Annotated in this window: 24 protein-coding genes; 22 read left to right on the top strand and 2 right to left on the bottom strand. The window is 34.2% G+C overall.

What is annotated here, in order from left to right:
- Window positions 1-11 precede the first annotated feature (11 nt).
- Together NX902_RS06120 and NX902_RS06125 are read right to left on the bottom strand one after the other, a co-directional pair.
- The gene (locus NX902_RS06120; protein WP_341160611.1) at window positions 12-1,439 is read right to left on the bottom strand and encodes a recombinase family protein; all 1,428 of its coding nucleotides are present in this window, start codon (window positions 1,437-1,439) and stop codon (window positions 12-14) included.
- 11 nt (window positions 1,440-1,450) lie between these two features.
- Window positions 1,451-2,104, bottom strand: coding sequence for a LexA family protein (locus NX902_RS06125; RefSeq protein ID WP_341160612.1), 654 nt, complete (start codon window positions 2,102-2,104; stop codon window positions 1,451-1,453).
- A gap of 194 nt (window positions 2,105-2,298) precedes the next feature.
- On the opposite strand from NX902_RS06125, the gene NX902_RS06130 reads away from it, so the two are divergent.
- From NX902_RS06130 to NX902_RS06235, 22 genes are all read left to right on the top strand, one after another.
- Complete coding sequence (locus NX902_RS06130) at window positions 2,299-2,535, top strand: helix-turn-helix transcriptional regulator (RefSeq protein WP_341161072.1); 237 nt, start codon at window positions 2,299-2,301, stop codon at window positions 2,533-2,535.
- Between the two features lie 52 nt (window positions 2,536-2,587).
- Window positions 2,588-2,740: a hypothetical protein gene (locus NX902_RS06135; RefSeq protein WP_341160613.1), complete on the top strand. Its 153-nt coding sequence runs from the start codon at window positions 2,588-2,590 to the stop codon at window positions 2,738-2,740.
- 106 nt (window positions 2,741-2,846) lie between these two features.
- Window positions 2,847-3,047 carry a hypothetical protein gene (locus tag NX902_RS06140; RefSeq protein ID WP_341160614.1) on the top strand — a complete coding sequence of 67 codons (201 nt, stop codon included), beginning with the start codon at window positions 2,847-2,849 and terminating at the stop codon, window positions 3,045-3,047.
- Between the two features lie 113 nt (window positions 3,048-3,160).
- The gene (locus NX902_RS06145; protein ID WP_341160615.1) at window positions 3,161-3,298 is read left to right on the top strand and encodes a hypothetical protein; all 138 of its coding nucleotides are present in this window, start codon (window positions 3,161-3,163) and stop codon (window positions 3,296-3,298) included.
- Window positions 3,299-3,561: 263 nt separating this feature from the next.
- Window positions 3,562-5,076: an AAA family ATPase gene (locus NX902_RS06150; protein ID WP_341160616.1), complete on the top strand. Its 1,515-nt coding sequence runs from the start codon at window positions 3,562-3,564 to the stop codon at window positions 5,074-5,076.
- Window positions 5,076-5,507 (top strand): hypothetical protein, encoded by a 432-nt coding sequence (locus NX902_RS06155; protein WP_061800884.1) that lies wholly within the window; start codon window positions 5,076-5,078, stop codon window positions 5,505-5,507. The genes NX902_RS06150 and NX902_RS06155 overlap by 1 nt, the downstream gene beginning before the upstream one ends.
- Before the next feature lie 10 nt (window positions 5,508-5,517).
- Entirely contained in the window at window positions 5,518-5,754 is a 237-nt protein-coding gene (locus NX902_RS06160; protein WP_341160617.1) for a hypothetical protein, read from the top strand.
- Window positions 5,754-6,668: a recombinase RecT gene (locus tag NX902_RS06165; protein ID WP_341160618.1), complete on the top strand. Its 915-nt coding sequence runs from the start codon at window positions 5,754-5,756 to the stop codon at window positions 6,666-6,668. The genes NX902_RS06160 and NX902_RS06165 overlap by 1 nt, the downstream gene beginning before the upstream one ends.
- Window positions 6,669-6,673: 5 nt before the next feature.
- The gene (locus NX902_RS06170) at window positions 6,674-7,420 is read left to right on the top strand and encodes an MBL fold metallo-hydrolase (RefSeq protein WP_341160619.1); all 747 of its coding nucleotides are present in this window, start codon (window positions 6,674-6,676) and stop codon (window positions 7,418-7,420) included.
- Window positions 7,421-7,786 carry a hypothetical protein gene (locus NX902_RS06175; protein WP_341160620.1) on the top strand — a complete coding sequence of 122 codons (366 nt, stop codon included), beginning with the start codon at window positions 7,421-7,423 and terminating at the stop codon, window positions 7,784-7,786. It begins immediately after the preceding gene.
- Window positions 7,787-7,802: 16 nt separating this feature from the next.
- Window positions 7,803-8,633: a hypothetical protein gene (locus tag NX902_RS06180; protein ID WP_341160621.1), complete on the top strand. Its 831-nt coding sequence runs from the start codon at window positions 7,803-7,805 to the stop codon at window positions 8,631-8,633.
- Entirely contained in the window at window positions 8,611-9,915 is a 1,305-nt protein-coding gene (locus tag NX902_RS06185; protein ID WP_341160622.1) for a replicative DNA helicase, read from the top strand. Before NX902_RS06180 ends, NX902_RS06185 begins: the two co-directional genes overlap by 23 nt.
- A gap of 12 nt (window positions 9,916-9,927) precedes the next feature.
- Window positions 9,928-10,233 carry a hypothetical protein gene (locus tag NX902_RS06190; RefSeq protein WP_341160623.1) on the top strand — a complete coding sequence of 102 codons (306 nt, stop codon included), beginning with the start codon at window positions 9,928-9,930 and terminating at the stop codon, window positions 10,231-10,233.
- 12 nt (window positions 10,234-10,245) lie between these two features.
- Complete coding sequence (locus NX902_RS06195) at window positions 10,246-10,797, top strand: hypothetical protein (RefSeq protein ID WP_341160624.1); 552 nt, start codon at window positions 10,246-10,248, stop codon at window positions 10,795-10,797.
- A gap of 1 nt (window position 10,798) precedes the next feature.
- Window positions 10,799-10,999, top strand: a complete 201-nt coding sequence (locus tag NX902_RS06200) for a hypothetical protein (RefSeq protein WP_047943134.1) — start codon at window positions 10,799-10,801, stop codon at window positions 10,997-10,999.
- Window positions 10,983-11,462: a hypothetical protein gene (locus NX902_RS06205; RefSeq protein ID WP_341160625.1), complete on the top strand. Its 480-nt coding sequence runs from the start codon at window positions 10,983-10,985 to the stop codon at window positions 11,460-11,462. Before NX902_RS06200 ends, NX902_RS06205 begins: the two co-directional genes overlap by 17 nt.
- A gap of 65 nt (window positions 11,463-11,527) precedes the next feature.
- On the top strand, window positions 11,528-11,878 hold the full coding sequence (locus tag NX902_RS06210) for a hypothetical protein (protein ID WP_341160626.1): 351 nt from the start codon (window positions 11,528-11,530) through the stop codon (window positions 11,876-11,878).
- 120 nt (window positions 11,879-11,998) lie between these two features.
- Window positions 11,999-12,265: a hypothetical protein gene (locus NX902_RS06215; protein WP_341160627.1), complete on the top strand. Its 267-nt coding sequence runs from the start codon at window positions 11,999-12,001 to the stop codon at window positions 12,263-12,265.
- 40 nt (window positions 12,266-12,305) lie between these two features.
- Complete coding sequence (locus NX902_RS06220) at window positions 12,306-12,515, top strand: hypothetical protein (protein ID WP_341160628.1); 210 nt, start codon at window positions 12,306-12,308, stop codon at window positions 12,513-12,515.
- 5 nt (window positions 12,516-12,520) lie between these two features.
- The gene (locus tag NX902_RS06225; RefSeq protein WP_341160629.1) at window positions 12,521-12,697 is read left to right on the top strand and encodes a hypothetical protein; all 177 of its coding nucleotides are present in this window, start codon (window positions 12,521-12,523) and stop codon (window positions 12,695-12,697) included.
- Between the two features lie 6 nt (window positions 12,698-12,703).
- Window positions 12,704-12,862, top strand: coding sequence for a hypothetical protein (locus NX902_RS06230; RefSeq protein ID WP_341160630.1), 159 nt, complete (start codon window positions 12,704-12,706; stop codon window positions 12,860-12,862).
- A gap of 72 nt (window positions 12,863-12,934) precedes the next feature.
- Window positions 12,935-13,303 carry an ArpU family phage packaging/lysis transcriptional regulator gene (locus tag NX902_RS06235; protein ID WP_224428442.1) on the top strand — a complete coding sequence of 123 codons (369 nt, stop codon included), beginning with the start codon at window positions 12,935-12,937 and terminating at the stop codon, window positions 13,301-13,303.
- The last annotated feature ends 29 nt before the right edge of the window (window positions 13,304-13,332 follow it).

Raw genomic sequence — 13,332 nt, forward strand, 5'->3', positions numbered from 1 at the left:
AAGACATTTTATTATTTTGCAGAAACAATTATTATTTCACGGTGTGTACTTACACTACGTTTGTATTCATCTTTCGTATCTACAACAATGGTATTAAATAAAGTTGACATCATCTGTTTGCGATCATGATCATTTATGTGCTGCCATAAATCATGAATATTTTCTATGATATATGAAATATCTTCATTGTTTAGTTTTTGTGAACTAGTGTATTGTTTTAATTCTTTTGTGAGTTCAACCTCTTTTTTTCTCAATGCTTCTGTTTCTAAGATTAATTCATCAATATCAATAATGTCATTTTCATACATTGCTTTTTTCTTTTTTAAGAGTTTTTTTACTGACTTTAATTCTTTTTCGATTTCTTCCATCTTTTGCTTAGAAACATTATTGATATCTGAATCAAGATTTGCTTTTTCAATTAATTCATCTAACGAATCTAAAACTTTAGAAACTAAGTTATCTTCTTTTATAATGTGGCTAGTGCATGATATACCTGCTTTTTTTCCCGAACACCTATATGTTTTATAACCATTAGATTTATGGCCGGACATGGAGTAACCGCATCTTCCGCACTTCAAGATTGATGAAAAATAATAATTGCTGGTTTCTCTTTTTCCGCCAAAACTTCTTCGTTTATCAAGAATATCTTGTAGTTCCCAAAATTCTTCTCGCGAGATTAGTCGTGGATGATTTCCTTCGTATAAAGTTTGTTCGCGAGGCGGCTTTTTATATTCTTTTCTGGAGGTATTATTCGTTAAATAGCCAGCGTAAATAGGATTGTTTGCTATTCCTCTAACTGTGTCTACATGCCAGTCTCCACCATTTCTAGTTACAAAACCTTTACTTGTTAAGGTTTTTGCTATTGTATAAAATCCCAACGTTCTTGCTAATTGAAAAACTTCTTTCACAACAGGAGATTCATCATCATTAACTACAAGTTTTTCGTTAACTATTTTATAGCCAAATGGGGGAGTGCCACCTTTCCATTCTCCCGACTTAGTTTTCTGTAAAATATTTAAACTAACACGTTCTGAAATAGTTTCTCGTTCCCATTGTGCAATTGCAGCAACCAAAATAATTAAAAAACGTCCCATTGCTGTTGTAGTGTCAAAAGGTTCAGTAACGGAACGTATTGCTATATTGTTAGCATCAAATATTTTCAAAAGTTTATCCAAGTCACTGACAGACCGCACAAGCCTATCTAATTTATAAAATACGACAACATCAAATTTCTTTGCTTGTGCATCTTCAATTAAACGTTGCATTTCTGGTCTATTTAAGTTCTTAGCACTATAACCGTCATCTACATAACGATCAATTAACTCCCAATTTTGCGATTCGATAAATTTTTTATTAGATTCGGACTGGGAAGCTATACTATAACCTTCAGTAGCTTGTTCAAAAGTTGATACACGATCATAATCTACTGCTCTTTTCATGATAAGCCCTCCTAAAATTTAATATCTAGTGGAGCCATGTACCAAACTAATTTTCCTTTAATTGAAACAGGACAATGATCCATATCTTTATCACCATAGAATTGTGTTTTATGTTCTGGATTGTAACTTAAAGGTTCTAGGGTAACACCGTCTTGATGTTTAAAAACTCTTTTTAATGTAGCATCATAACCATTAACAGCTACAGCAGCAATTTCCCCGTTATTCACTTCAATTGTAGGATCAATTAAAGCCCATGCTCCTTCGGGTACAACTTTATTCATACTGTCTCCAATAACTTCTAATAAGAATGCATCTGGATAGGTTTCTGCAACTTCCCTTGGAACGTTAACGAGTTCTTGCACTTCAATCATTTCAATCGGAACACCAGCAGCTATAGATCCTAATAAAGGCATTTTCACAGAATCAGAACCATGAGGTAAAGACGTACCTATAGAAGTAACGTTATCTTTTTTATCTTCAATAATGTCACTTTTTAAAATTCCGAAATGATCAGCGATTTTTTGGATAGTTCCCATTCTTGGAGTCTTTAATTCATTTTCCCAAGTTGAAACTGCTTTATCTGAAACACCAGCTATAGAAGCTAATTGTTCTTGTGAAAGATTATGTTGTTCTCTTAACCTTTTAATATTTTTACCAATACTCAATTTCATGACCTCCGACCTATTTTATACTTAGTATCTTATACTAAAAGTAGAATTATTTCAAGAGAATGTCGAAAATATTCTACTTTTAGATAGAGTTTTTTAACTGTAAGTAGATTTTTTTGTTTTTTTGTTTGTTGACATTCTACTTTAAGTAGATTATTATGTGTTTGTAGACGAAAACAAGCGAGGTGAATATGATGATTTTCAGCTTAAAGCAAGCTAGATTAATCAAAGGATTGACTCAAAAAGAAGTAGCTGAAAAGCTTGGAGTGAACAAGGATACCTACAGAAGATTAGAAAAGAATCCAGATGAGACAACAATAAAGCAAGCAAAACAACTAAGTGAAATTCTGGATATGAGTTATGATTTTATTTTTTTTAATGATAACTCCACTTTTAGTAGATATGAAAATGACAACTCCACTTCTTAAAGTAGAGTTGTCCTAATCGTCCTACTGCATAGGCTTTATTGAGGTGATTGGAATGGGGATATCAAAAGACATACTTACGGAAGAAAAAGTTAGGAAGTTAAAACCTATTTTCGAAAGAGCCTTAGCTAGGAAATACGGAAAAGAATTTAAACTTAAAAATCTTACCTTAGGTCATATTTCTGTGGATTTTAGGAAGGATGCTTGAAACATTATATTAAACAAAGCGCTGTGAACCGAGCCAATGACGGTTAATGATGAGATTAATAGCTTAGTAGACGGTAGCAACGTCAATAGGGTGAAAGGAGAAAAATATGAACCAACAATTACAGAAATTCGAATTTGCAACAAACGTACTTAAGTTAGCGAAAGATATGAAAGTAAGTGAAGAAACAATTATAGGAGCCATTGAATTATTGCATAGAGACCTTTGTCCGAAAAAGGAGCCAATGATTCTTAACGTACCAGAAGTTAAATTTCCACCATTTAAACCATTGAAAGGGAGTTGGCTGTAATGAAAATCAAACCAGCTGAATGGCTAAAGCTTAATTCAGAAGAAAAGCAAAGATTATTAAAGGCTAAGAAAGGGGCTAAGTAGAGAACTATATCTATCAATAGGAGGAAGAATATGCGAAAAAAAGATCTATTGTTTAAGTTGAAAAAAGCAGTAAAAGAAGCTGAAAAAAGACAGTCACACAATGCAGTTAAAGATAGTGGGCATATAAAGGGCCTTAAAGAAGCAATTAATATAGTCAGAAATCATTAACATAGTAATTCGAAATATAACCGACTAAAGTCGGTACTCTTTTTAGCCAATGTGCGAAAAAAGACGAACGAAAGATGTTCTATTGAAAGGTGGTGAAGCATATGTGGAATCGTTTATTAAATCATCTTACTTCAAATAAAAGATTGAAATGTAAGGATTGCAAAGTTAAATGGCACTTTACTAAAGAACAATTTAATTTTTCTAGAAAACACTATAACGGACCTTATTGTGGGAAATGTGGACAAAAATTATAGGAGGACATTATGAAGATTCAATTTAAAGAACTAAAACTTATTAATTTCAAATCCCACAGAGATATCCTGGTTTCCTTTGGCGAGAGAACTGATATCACTGGGGACAATGGGGAAGGTAAGTCAACCATTCCTCAATCGATCACATGGTTACTTTATAACACAGATACTTTTGGAAGTAAACTAGATCCTACTCCGATTACTTACGATTCGGACGAAACAAAAGTTTCACTATTACTTGATGTAGATGGAAAACAAGTGCTAATAGAACGTGTATTAAAAAAAGGTAAATCACAATGCTATGTCAATGAAGTACCGACAGCAGCAACAAAATTCAATAACTTTGTGAATGAATTATTTGATAAGGATTTGTTCTTATCACTTTATAATCCAAATTTCTTTTTCACTATGCATTGGGAAAAGCAACGTGCGATGCTTCTGCAATATATCTCTGCTCCATTAAAAAAGGAAGTATTAAAGCATATGCTGGACAAGCAATCAGAAGTACTTGAACCGTTGTTAAAAAAGCAATCTATAGATGATGTGAAGGCAGCACATTCAGATAAAAAGAAACGCCTGGATAAACAGTATATTGCTGCACAAAGTAAAACAAAAACTCTAAAAGAGCAATTAGAATATCATGCTCCAAGTGTTCCGTTAGAGTCATTGCAAACAGAATTGAAGCCATTACTTAGGCAAAGAAAAGAATTAGATGAAATCAACGATTCTGCCAGTACGGTTAACGGAAGAATCAATGTACTTAATTCTCAAATTCATAATCTTAATAAAGAGAGAGACAGCATGAAAGATGATTGGGCTCTACTCAAAGAAGAAAAGATTGAGGACCATTGTCGTGTGTGTAAACAGCCTTTGCAAGATGATTCCTTAAAAGCAGCAGAAGAAGAAAAACAGCAAAGAATGGATAACTTTAAAGCTTCTTTTAATGATGTTATTGCTCAACGAACAAAACTAGAAGAAGAACTAAAAACATTGGAATACATTGATGTTTCTGAAACAAGAGAAAAACTTAACGAATTGCAATCCAAGATAGAACGACTAGAAAAAGAGATTGATAAACATAAAGCTTACAAGCATTACGTGGACCAGGTAGAACAAGCAAAGGCAGAAGAAAAAGAGTGCTTAGAAACGCTGAATGAATACATCTTTATTCTAGATAGCATTAAGGACTATAAAGCAAAAGAAGCTGAATTACAGGCCGAAAAAGTACAAGCCTTATTCACCACTCTTTCAGTTAGATTGTTCAAACAGAATAAGACAGATGGAGAAATTAAGCCAGACTTTGAAATTGAAATGGATAGCAAACCTTACAGCAAATTGTCTCTATCTGAAACTATTCGAGCTGGCTTAGAACTTAGAGATGTGTTATCTGCTCAAAGTGAATTGATTACACCAGTATTTATTGATAATGCTGAATCTATAACCAAATTTAAGGAACCTATTGGCCAGTTAATACTTTGTCGAGTAGTAGCTAATCAAAAATTAAAAATAGAAGGAGTGACTAATTAATGAGCAATATTATGGGATTGGATTTAAAGGTTGATGAAAAGTATATAGGTGAAATCGTTAAAAATGTAGTGCAAGCAAGCATAGCAGAAGCACTTGGGGCTAAAGATGATTTAGTAAATACCGCGATAAAGACAATGTTAACTACAAAGGTAGATAGAAACGGAAAAGTTAGTAACTACTCTAGTGATAATAAATATAACCTTATTGATTACTATGTTCATAGCACAGTAACAGATGTTTGCAAAGAAATGGCTTTAGAAATTATTCAAGAAAATAGAGATGCACTAAAAGCAGAATTGAAAAAACAATTATCTAGTGAAAGAAGCGTTGAAGCATTTACCAAGTCGATGATCGATAGCACTATGGAGAATTTGAATAGAGAATGGTCTCCATCTATTACAGTTCAATTTGATAAAAATTCAAGATACTAGGAGGAATTTAATGCCTATAAAAACAGTACCAATTCAGTCTAGATGGTTGCCTTCTGTGGATGGAGAAAACGACTGTATTGTATTTAGAAAGGGTCAATTTGATTCTGAATTTATTGATATGAGTTTTCCTTTTCATGAAGATACACCAAATTTTAGATTATCTATAAGAGAAGCAATGAACTTAAGAAACGCTTTAGATGATCTGATTGATATTAAATTACTTGAAAAACCTAGGAGGAATTTTTAATGGCAAACCAACTATCAGTATATCAATCATTTGCATTCGGAGAATTAACGGAAACAGATGTAGTAACTATTCGAGAAACCATAGGGAAAGATTGCAACGAATCACAATTCAAACTTTTTATGTCTATTGCTAAAGCAGCTGGTGCGAATCCAGTAATGAACGAAATTTATCCTACCGTAAGACAGAATCAATTAACAGTCCAATTCGGTGTTGATTACTTTGTTCGTAAGGCAAAGGAAACAGAAGGTTATCAAGGGTATGATGTTCAGCTTGTTCATGAGAATGATGATTTTAAAATGCACCAGGAGAAAGATGAAGATGGTCGTTACTATGTTGTTATTGACGAACATTCTTGGGGATTCCCACGAGGTAAGGTGATAGGTGGCTATGCTATTGCTTATAAAACAGGATTCAAGCCATTCACAGTAGTTATGGAAGTGGAAGAAGTAGAACATTTTAGACGTTCCAACATTGGAATGCAAAAAACGATGTGGACCAATTATTTTAATGACATGTTTAAAAAACACATGACTAGAAGAGCATTAAAGGCAGCATTTAATTTGAACTTTGATGATGAAGAACAGATAGAAAATAAAGGTGGAGTGACAGTAGAAGATTACAAGGAAAGAGAGAGAAAAGATATTACTCCAACACAAGAAGTAATTGATACACCAAAGCAAGAAGAGCCTAAAAAGCTAACTCCTACTGAAAAGGCTCGTGCTGAAATGAACGCTAAATTTAAGAAGCTAGGCATTGTTGGTAAAGATGCAATTGCTGCATATATCGAACAGCATGCTCCTGATTTAGTTGGTAAAAACCCAACGTTAACGCAACTAACTGGATTAAATGATTTATTGGATATGCATATCGATTTGAAAGAAGCTCAAGAGTCTAGTGCGGACAGTTTGGACTGATACTGATGAAAGTAGACATTATAGCAAGTGGTTCGAGTGGCAATGTGATTGCCATTCGTTCCAATCAATCTACTATTCTTGTTGACGTTGGTATTGCTAAAACAAAGATTGAAAAAAGGTTATTGGAAGTTGGTATTTCACCAACAAGCATTGTGGCCATCTTTATCACACATGCCCATAAGGACCATGTGCAGGGATTGCCAATAGCTAACAAATATAAGATACCTGTCTATGCTGCCGAAAATGAATGGAAATCCATAACAAACGTGGAGGAAGACTTAAAGAGATCGTTTAAAGCAGGAGAGAGTATTAATTTTGAAGATAAATTCTTTATTGAATCTTTTAAGACTCACCATGATGCTTATGATCCAGTTGGATATGCAGTAACGGATTATGAAAATAATAAATGCTCTATCTGTTTAGATACTGGACATGTAGATGAACTAATTCTTGAAAAGATGGAGTTTTCACAGATTTATATTATCGAATCAAATCATGAACCTAACATGGTGGAGGTTTCCGATTATCCTGACAGAGTAAAAGCTAGGATTCTATCAAATGTTGGACATTTATCTAATGAGCAGACATCTACAGCCCTTTCTAAGCTAGTTCAGGGATTAGGGGAACAAATATATTTAACACATTTATCAAGCAAAAATAACATGCCTGCGCTTGCTAAAATGACCACCATTAGAGCGCTTATGAAAAAGGGATACAAACAAGATGAACATTACAAAATTGAGGTGATATAAGTGGAAAAGGTTGAACTACCACTTGATGTATATAACGCATTTGAGGGAGTAAAAAATTCATGGGGGAAACTTGTTAATCAAGATGAAATCAACTTATTGCTTTTGCAGATAATTCACCTTGCTAGTGAAACAGTGGGAGATTCGGTGGTATTGAAAAATTTTGCTTTAGAACATCCTACCAAATACGTATCTGCGATTGCTAATGGATACAAATTGGACGGTGAAACAAAATTAGTAAAGCAAGTGGACCAAATGATAAATACTTGGATGAATACTGAGTATATAGGTGACGAAAAGCAAGATAGATTTAATTTTGCCCAGGAACTTACTCGATTTATAAAAGAAGAACTTTTGAACCAAAAATGATGGGAAGGTGAGGTGAATGCAGGGGTATATCAAGGACCACAGGAAAGAACTTAATAGCGATATTTGGGCAATGCCTCCCCTGTATCACCGTGTTTGGCAATGGTTAAAATACCAGGTCAATCACAATGATGCTGAAATCCCAATGAATGATGGTACCAAGTTACACATTAAAAAGGGTCAACACCTTACATCTATTCGAAAGATTGCCCGTGGTGTTGGATATTACGAAAAGGGATTGTGGGAGGAACCTAATCCAAGAACAGTAGACAGAATTTTAAAGTGGATGGTTAAAAACAACATGATCATAGTTGAGAATGGTAATGCCAATAGACAGTATACATTAATCACCATTTTGAACTGGGAGACATACCAGATGGAGGAATCTTTAAAGAAATCTCCATCAGATATTCCGAAAGAAAAGCCAAAGAAGAAGGATAGTAAAGTTAAGTATCCAGAAGGCAGCCCTTACTACAATATGGCAACTTACTTTCATGGGAAAGTTTCTAAAGTGGCAGAAGAAGCAGGAGTGAGCCACTTGGTAAATAAAGCAGATATGCAAAAATGGGCAGACGAGTTTAGGAAATTGATTGAGTTAAATAAAGTTGATAAGCACTTAGCTAAAGAAATAATGGATTGGGTTGTTACTGATAAATTTTGGAGGAAGAATGTTTTATCAGCAAAAAAATTCAGAGAGCAATTTGCCAAACTTGCTATTCAATATAACGAAAAACAATCTTCTTTTTCACAGAATAATCTACAGAAGAAAGATTTTAGGGATAAGGATATAGCATTCACTAAATTTGTAGAAGCAGGGGGTGATCCAGATGCATTCGATTGGAGCAGCTGAACAAGAAGTAACGGATTTATCAGTCGAGCAATCTGTATTAGGGGCCATTCTCATTGATTCAAATGTTTTGGATGAAATTACTTTTCTAGAAGTCAGAGATTTTTCTTCTGAAAGACATCAACAAATTTATAAAGTTATGAGATATCTAGAAAAAAGAAGCGTACCTGTAGATTTTGTAACAGTTACAGAAACTTATATGAAATTTGGACAAATAGAAAATATGGGCGGTGTGTCTTATCTCATGGATTTAACAGCCGCCTGTCCTTCTACAGCTAGTGCAGAGTATTATGCAAGAATTATTCGTTCTAAGGCATTAGAGCGCAGAACAAAGAACATGGGCGAGATCATCAAGGGAATGTCCAGAAGTGATTACGAAACGGACGAAGAATATTTTTCAACTATTGAAGAATTAGTCAGTGATATGAGACCGCAAGATAACGTTAAAATGAGAAGTTTTTCTGAAAGTAGAGATGACTATTTCAATCATTTATCCACCCAGGCTGATTACATAAAAACAGAGTTCAAGTTCTTTGATAATTGGGCGAAGGGATTATGGCGAGGTTGGTTATATGTGAGTGCTGGCAGACCATCAGTAGGTAAAACAGCTAAGATGCTGCAAACGTGTTATGGAGCTGCTAAACAACATAAAGGTGTGGTCCTCATATTTTCTCAAGAAATGGATGAAGACGAACTTAAAGATAGGATGATGTCCTCTATAACTGGTATTCCATTTCAACGGATCAAAGCAAAAACTTTAAGCGAAAAAGATTTAGATACTTTAAAAAATGCGTATGAAGGTTTTGAGTTTCTTCCCATTTTCATACAAGACAAGCCATATATAACTATCGATGAAGTTAGGTCAATAGCAAGGCAGTTCAAAAAGAAATATGGAAAAATAGCGCTAATTGCTGTGGATTATTTACAGATTATGAACATTCCGCAACGTAAAAGTGAAACTAGATCACAAGCAATCGGTAAAGTAACAGGAGCTGCTAAGCAAATAGCTAGAGAAATGGGATGCTGCTTTTATATGTTGTCTCAGATGTCCAGAGACTTTGAAAAAGCATTAAAGCCGCAGCTATCACATTTAAAAGAGAGTGGTTCCATTGAACAAGATGCAGATGTAGTTGAATTTTTATGGCATGATCCGAATGATACGGAAATGGGTGGAAAGGTAATCCAGCAGACGATAGCCAAAGGGCGAGATACAGGCTTAAATGATTTCAGACTGCTATTTCAGGGATGGAAGCAGCACTTTACGGAATTACCTAGTAAGGAATAGGAGGAATCAAAGATGGCTGAAACACAAACTGATAAAGATTTAGAAACATTATTGGATGGAAAAGAATTATCAGCAGAATTAACCGAGTTAAAGGATGTATTAGTTAAGTATGCTCAATCTAGAAAGGTTAACAACGTGAAGGAAAGAGTGAGTTTGATATATGTTGTTTCTGCTGTTTTAAATTGGAATGAAGAAGAATTTTATCAAGTAGTAAATAGAATGAATCGTATTATCGTTAAAAGTAATCTAGGGTTTGACATTAATCAAATAATATCCCAGATTCAATTGATGAATAAAAAAAATGGTCCATTAAATTAAGAAGGTGAAGTTATGAGATTCGTAGGAATAGATCCATCTACTAGAACAGGTTTTGTTGCAATCGATGAACATGGTCATGTTTTAAAAGAAAAAGAGATTACTGGAATAGGAAAAGTAGATCCTAAGCGAATGAGAACTATGATTATAGATGTAATGGAACATATTCAAAAAGATGATGTAATAGCGATTGAAGGATTCGGATTCGCTTCACAACAAGCTATACAAAATGGTGGCATTGGTTGGGGGATTCGGATGGCTTTAGATGCAAGAAAGCTGTCTTATATTGAAGTCGCACCTAATGCTTTAAAAAAATATATAGGTGTTACTGGATGGACAGGAGAAAAAGGTAATAAGAAAAGATTATCTGGTCTTGAAAAGAAGAAAGCAGTAAAGGATGCAGTAATAGACCATTTTAACTACTCGCATAGAAGTGACAACGTAATCGATGCTTATGTTCTTGCACAAATTGCTTTAAGTCATTTTGCAGTCCAAGAAACGGACTCCATTCAGCTGCTGAACTATCAATCACAAGTTATTGATACCATCTTGAAGCAGGCTAATTAAAATGGGAAGTTGGAAAGATTATTACCAACCGCAATTAAAGAAAATTGTATATGCAATAAATAGACCTAACCTAATTAAGTTAATTGAAGATCATGAGAAACGTGGTTGGGAACAGGCTAGTGAAATAAAAGAATATGGTTATGGATTAGGAATTTTAATGATATTTGAAAAGGGAGAGAAGAAGCATGCAAGTAACAGTTAAAGCACATTTTAACAAGCAGACAAAGGATAGTAAGAAGGAGTTAGTACAGTTTTATGTCAAAGGTGAAGACGAGAAAAAGCAGGAACTAAACAAGTTAACTCGTGAAATGGTTCTTTTAGAAATTGAAGGGATAGAACATAAGCTTAAATGTGAATTTAACAAGATAACGAAGGACAGTAAGAAAACAACTTTAGATTTTATCGTAAAAGGCGATTCTTCTGCTGAAAATACATTTAATTTCTATAAAAAAGCAGGGGCAGATGTAACGCTGCATATCGTTGAAACTCAAATGAGTACAGATGATTTTGAGGACGAGCACGAGGGCATTCCTTATTCAGTTGATAAAGATGGAACAGCTAATATCAGCCCAGACCAACTTTCTTTAGATGATGTTGAAAAAACAGAAGATGAACTGGACGGAGATCCATTCGCTTCTCCAAGCAATGAGGATTCATTAGATTAATAGCTTTGCTCCTCTTCTTTCGAGAAGGGGAGTATTAAAACCATTATATTAAGGAGCTGGCAGTAATGAAAATTGAAACTCTAATGAAAAAACATAAAAAAGAAGAATTAGCAGCTATGTTACTTGCAGCACAGGAGGAATTAGAAAAGTTTAATAAAGGAGTATTGTTCCATTCAAATGGCAATATCAATCACACTACTTTTCTTGTTGATGGAAAACCACCTGAAGATATAACTACAGTTCGTATTTGGGCGAATGTAAGTGATGGTGTAGAAGTTTCTTATGAGACCTTAAAAGATTGGGATTTACCATATGAGCGCATTTGGGTTTATGGGGAGAAAGAACAGCTGACTAAGGTGTTTAGAGAGTATAAACGTTTAAAAGATGCCGAACGACAAGCGATGTTGAATAGTTGATATGCAATTTCTCTTCGGTTTTTGTCTAGGTCAGTTATTTATTACCGTAGTTATGTATTTGGGACATAGGCACCAGGAGAGAAAACATAGATAACTATTATTCATTAAAGGAGAGATTATATGAAATATTTTGAAGTTAGTTCGCCATATTACGCATTATTAAAAGCAGAAAGTAAAGAGAAGGCAAAGGAAAAATATATCGAACATGTAGCAGATAATGATGGATCTTTAGATGTATGTATGAATGAGGTTGGAAGAGATTATGCTTTAGCTAGATTTAGTCAAACTCCATTGGAAAATAAAAAATTAGTTCCAGTTAAGCAAGTGCTAGAAGATTTCCATGCTGCAGAGTATGAAGTTTTGATTATAGATAGTGCTTTAATTTAACCACAACATACGAAACTTATCCGCAGAAAGGAAGGGTGAGATGAATAATACTTGTTTTGTATTAAATAGAAATGAGTGGATTGAAGCTGAATATATAGGAGTTTATCAGTATTCGAATGTAGTAACACCTTCACCTATGATTGGTGGTCATCCTGGTGGAGTAATAGCTCATCCAGTTGTTGTAGTCAAAATGAATAACAGATTAAAGGAATTTAGTATTTATAGTGTTAAATTTCCAAAGGATGAGTGAGAGAAATGAAGGATTGGAAGTGTGATTCTTGCAACAGGGATATAGAAGTTTTAGATGATTATGAACAAGAATATTGCTGTAGTGGCCGAGAATGTGGGTGCTATGGACTTCCTATTAATCCTGTTTTCTGCGATGACTGTGAGGAGAAAATATACGGAATAGCAATAGTTGAGAAGGGGTGAAGGGAAATGATTCAAGTTGAAATATTTGATGAATATGATCCACACTGTTTAATAAATATGAACAGGTTTATGCAGAAAAGAGAAGTTGTAGATGTAAAAATGAATACTGTGGTAGCTGATACAGGCAATTTCTTTACTAGATATTTAGTGATTTATAAAATTTGAACATAAAAAAACTAGGATTCCTCCTAGCTCCGCAAAGCTATTATAACATAAGGGGGAGTCGTCTTGAAACAAATGTCTTTATTTTCGGATGTGGACGACAAAGAGATTAGAAGAGTAGTTGCCCGTCTATTGAAACAATATAAAGCTTATAGAGTTGCATTTCAAAATAAATTAGAACAGGATGCAGAAGGGATAGACCAACTATTCCCGATGCTGAATGATATTGAAAAAGAGAAGTTCTTGTTTGTTAAACAAATTGATCGTGCCATAGAGAATGCATTAAATGAAATTGAAAGAGAGATTATCCAACGTAAATACTTAGACAATCACAGAGTAAAAGATATTGATGTGTATTTAGATTTAGGACTCACCAAAGACCAATACTACATACACAAGAAATACGCAATCAATCTTATAGCTACAGCACTTAGAATTATCTAGGTGCTGTTTTTTTATTTCCCGACAAAAAC

The sequence above is a fragment of the Niallia sp. FSL W8-0954 genome, from assembly GCF_038005605.1.
GTDB lineage: Bacteria > Bacillota > Bacilli > Bacillales > Cytobacillaceae > Niallia > Niallia circulans_A.

Excerpts from the sequence above, each read along its gene's own strand:
- NX902_RS06130 (WP_341161072.1), top strand. The coding sequence starts at position 2,299 with ATGATGATTTTCAGCTTAAAGCAAGCTAGATTAATCAAAGGATTGACT.
- NX902_RS06235 (WP_224428442.1), top strand. The coding sequence starts at position 12,935 with ATGTCTTTATTTTCGGATGTGGACGACAAAGAGATTAGAAGAGTAGTT.
- NX902_RS06220 (WP_341160628.1), top strand. The coding sequence starts at position 12,306 with ATGAATAATACTTGTTTTGTATTAAATAGAAATGAGTGGATTGAAGCT.
- NX902_RS06210 (WP_341160626.1), top strand. The coding sequence starts at position 11,528 with ATGAAAATTGAAACTCTAATGAAAAAACATAAAAAAGAAGAATTAGCA.
- NX902_RS06155 (WP_061800884.1), top strand. The coding sequence starts at position 5,076 with ATGAGCAATATTATGGGATTGGATTTAAAGGTTGATGAAAAGTATATA.
- NX902_RS06160 (WP_341160617.1), top strand. The coding sequence starts at position 5,518 with ATGCCTATAAAAACAGTACCAATTCAGTCTAGATGGTTGCCTTCTGTG.
- NX902_RS06185 (WP_341160622.1), top strand. The coding sequence starts at position 8,611 with ATGCATTCGATTGGAGCAGCTGAACAAGAAGTAACGGATTTATCAGTC.
- NX902_RS06205 (WP_341160625.1), top strand. The coding sequence starts at position 10,983 with ATGCAAGTAACAGTTAAAGCACATTTTAACAAGCAGACAAAGGATAGT.
- NX902_RS06195 (WP_341160624.1), top strand. The coding sequence starts at position 10,246 with ATGAGATTCGTAGGAATAGATCCATCTACTAGAACAGGTTTTGTTGCA.
- NX902_RS06120 (WP_341160611.1), bottom strand. The coding sequence starts at position 1,439 with ATGAAAAGAGCAGTAGATTATGATCGTGTATCAACTTTTGAACAAGCT.
- NX902_RS06190 (WP_341160623.1), top strand. The coding sequence starts at position 9,928 with ATGGCTGAAACACAAACTGATAAAGATTTAGAAACATTATTGGATGGA.
- NX902_RS06225 (WP_341160629.1), top strand. The coding sequence starts at position 12,521 with ATGAAGGATTGGAAGTGTGATTCTTGCAACAGGGATATAGAAGTTTTA.
- NX902_RS06170 (WP_341160619.1), top strand. The coding sequence starts at position 6,674 with ATGAAAGTAGACATTATAGCAAGTGGTTCGAGTGGCAATGTGATTGCC.
- NX902_RS06200 (WP_047943134.1), top strand. The coding sequence starts at position 10,799 with ATGGGAAGTTGGAAAGATTATTACCAACCGCAATTAAAGAAAATTGTA.
- NX902_RS06165 (WP_341160618.1), top strand. The coding sequence starts at position 5,754 with ATGGCAAACCAACTATCAGTATATCAATCATTTGCATTCGGAGAATTA.
- NX902_RS06135 (WP_341160613.1), top strand. The coding sequence starts at position 2,588 with ATGGGGATATCAAAAGACATACTTACGGAAGAAAAAGTTAGGAAGTTA.
- NX902_RS06230 (WP_341160630.1), top strand. The coding sequence starts at position 12,704 with ATGATTCAAGTTGAAATATTTGATGAATATGATCCACACTGTTTAATA.
- NX902_RS06150 (WP_341160616.1), top strand. The coding sequence starts at position 3,562 with ATGAAGATTCAATTTAAAGAACTAAAACTTATTAATTTCAAATCCCAC.
- NX902_RS06215 (WP_341160627.1), top strand. The coding sequence starts at position 11,999 with ATGAAATATTTTGAAGTTAGTTCGCCATATTACGCATTATTAAAAGCA.
- NX902_RS06180 (WP_341160621.1), top strand. The coding sequence starts at position 7,803 with ATGCAGGGGTATATCAAGGACCACAGGAAAGAACTTAATAGCGATATT.
- NX902_RS06145 (WP_341160615.1), top strand. The coding sequence starts at position 3,161 with ATGCGAAAAAAAGATCTATTGTTTAAGTTGAAAAAAGCAGTAAAAGAA.
- NX902_RS06140 (WP_341160614.1), top strand. The coding sequence starts at position 2,847 with ATGAACCAACAATTACAGAAATTCGAATTTGCAACAAACGTACTTAAG.